Genomic DNA, 2,094 nt, shown 5'->3' with positions numbered 1-2,094 from the left:
AGCCTTCTGGACGGGACTGGCGGGCCTGGTCGAGAATTTCGCGCCGCGCGACCGGGAGCTCCTGGCCATCCGCGATAAGCTCCAGGCCCAGATCGACGATTATCACCGCGCCCGCTCCGGCCAAGCCTTCGATCCGGCCGCTTACGAGCGCTTCCTGCGCGACATCGGCTACATTCTGCCCGAGCCGGAAGACTTTGCGGTCACGACGCAGAACGTCGACGACGAGATCGCCCGCATCGCCGGGCCGCAGCTGGTGGTGCCGGTGTCCAACGCCCGCTATGCGCTCAACGCCGCCAATGCCCGCTGGGGCAGCCTCTACGATGCGCTCTACGGCACCGATGCGATCCCGGAGGAGGGCGGCGCCACGCGCTCGGGCGGCTACAACAAGCTGCGCGGCGCCAAGGTGGTCGCCGACGCCCGGGCGCTGCTCGATCGGGCCGCGCCCCTGGCCAAGGGCAGCCACACGGATGCCACGGGCTATGCCCTGCGCGGCGGCGCTCTCGTGGTGAGGCTCCAGGACGGCAGCGAGACGGGACTGAAGGATCCGGCCCAGCTTGCCGGCTATCAGGGGGACGCGGCCAATCCCGCGTCCGTGCTGCTCGTCCACCACAACCTGCATCTCGACATCCGGATCGACCGCTCGCATCCCATCGGAGCCGAGGATCCGGCCGGCGTCGCCGATCTCGTGATCGAAGCGGCCATCTCCACCATCATGGACCTGGAGGACAGCGTTGCCGCGGTCGATGCCGAAGACAAGGTGGAGGTCTACCGCACCTGGCTCGGGCTGATGAAGGGCGATCTCGTCGAGCGCTTCGAGAAGGGCGGGCGGGTGATCGAGCGCCGGCTCCATCCGGACCGCGTCTACGCCGCTCCCGACGGCGGCGAGGTGCGCCTGCACGGCCGCAGCCTGATGCTGGTGCGCAACGTGGGCCATCACATGTTCACCGATGCGGTTCTGGACGCGGCGGGGCAGGAGATTCCCGAGACGATTCTCGATGCGGCGGTCACCGCGCTGATCGCGCTGCACGATCTCCAGGGAACGGGCGCGCTCCGCAACAGCCGCACGGGCTCGATCTACATCGTCAAGCCCAAGATGCACGGGCCGGACGAGGTGGCGTTTGCCAGCGCTCTGTTCGCCGCCGTCGAGGACATGCTGGGATTGGCGCGCAACACCCTCAAGATGGGCATCATGGACGAGGAGCGCCGCACCACGGTCAACCTCAAGGCCTGCATCAGGGCGGCCAGCGAGCGGATCTTCTTCATCAATACGGGCTTCCTCGACCGCACCGGCGACGAGATCCACACCTCGATGGAAGCAGGCCCCATGATCCGCAAGAACGACATGAAGGCGAGCGCGTGGATCAAGGCCTATGAGGACAACAACGTCGACGTGGGGCTGGCCTGCGGCCTGCCGGGCCATGCCCAGATCGGCAAGGGCATGTGGGCTGCCCCCGACAAGATGGCGGACATGATGGCGCAGAAGATCGGCCATCCGCGGGCGGGAGCGAACACGGCCTGGGTGCCGTCGCCGACCGCTGCGACGCTTCACGCGCTGCACTATCATCAGGTGGACGTGCCGGCGCGCCAGGGCGAACTGAAGTCGCGCCCGCGGGCGAAGCTGTCCGACATTCTCAGCATTCCGGTGTCGCCATCGAACTGGGCGCCCGACGCCGTGCAGCAGGAGCTCGACAACAACTGCCAGGGCATTCTCGGCTATGTGGTGCGCTGGGTCGACCAGGGGGTGGGCTGCTCCAAGGTGCCGGACATTCACGATGTCGGGCTGATGGAGGATCGGGCGACCTTGCGGATCTCGAGCCAGCACCTCGCCAACTGGCTGCGCCACGGCACCGTGACGGAGGATCAGGTGCGCGAGACCCTGCGGCGGATGGCGGCGGTGGTGGACCGGCAGAATGCGGGGGATCCGCTCTACCGGCCGATGGCGCCCGGCTTCGACGGCCCGGCGTTCCAGGCGGCCTGCGACCTGGTCTTCAAGGGCGCCGCGCAGCCCAACGGCTATACCGAATGGATCCTGCACGAACGCCGCCGGGAAGCAAAGGCCGAAGGCGCCGCAGACCTCACACACGAGAGCGGGGT

At 68.1% G+C, this 2,094-nt stretch carries 1 protein-coding gene; it reads left to right on the top strand.

Features of this window, described 5'->3' with window-relative positions:
- Window positions 1-2,094 (top strand): malate synthase G (locus ACS5Q0_RS27380; RefSeq protein ID WP_473129772.1); only part of this gene is annotated, 2,094 nt, incomplete at both ends.

Source organism: Microvirga sp. HS2, assembly GCF_055792805.1.
This window is presented reverse-complemented; position numbering and strand designations above follow the sequence as displayed.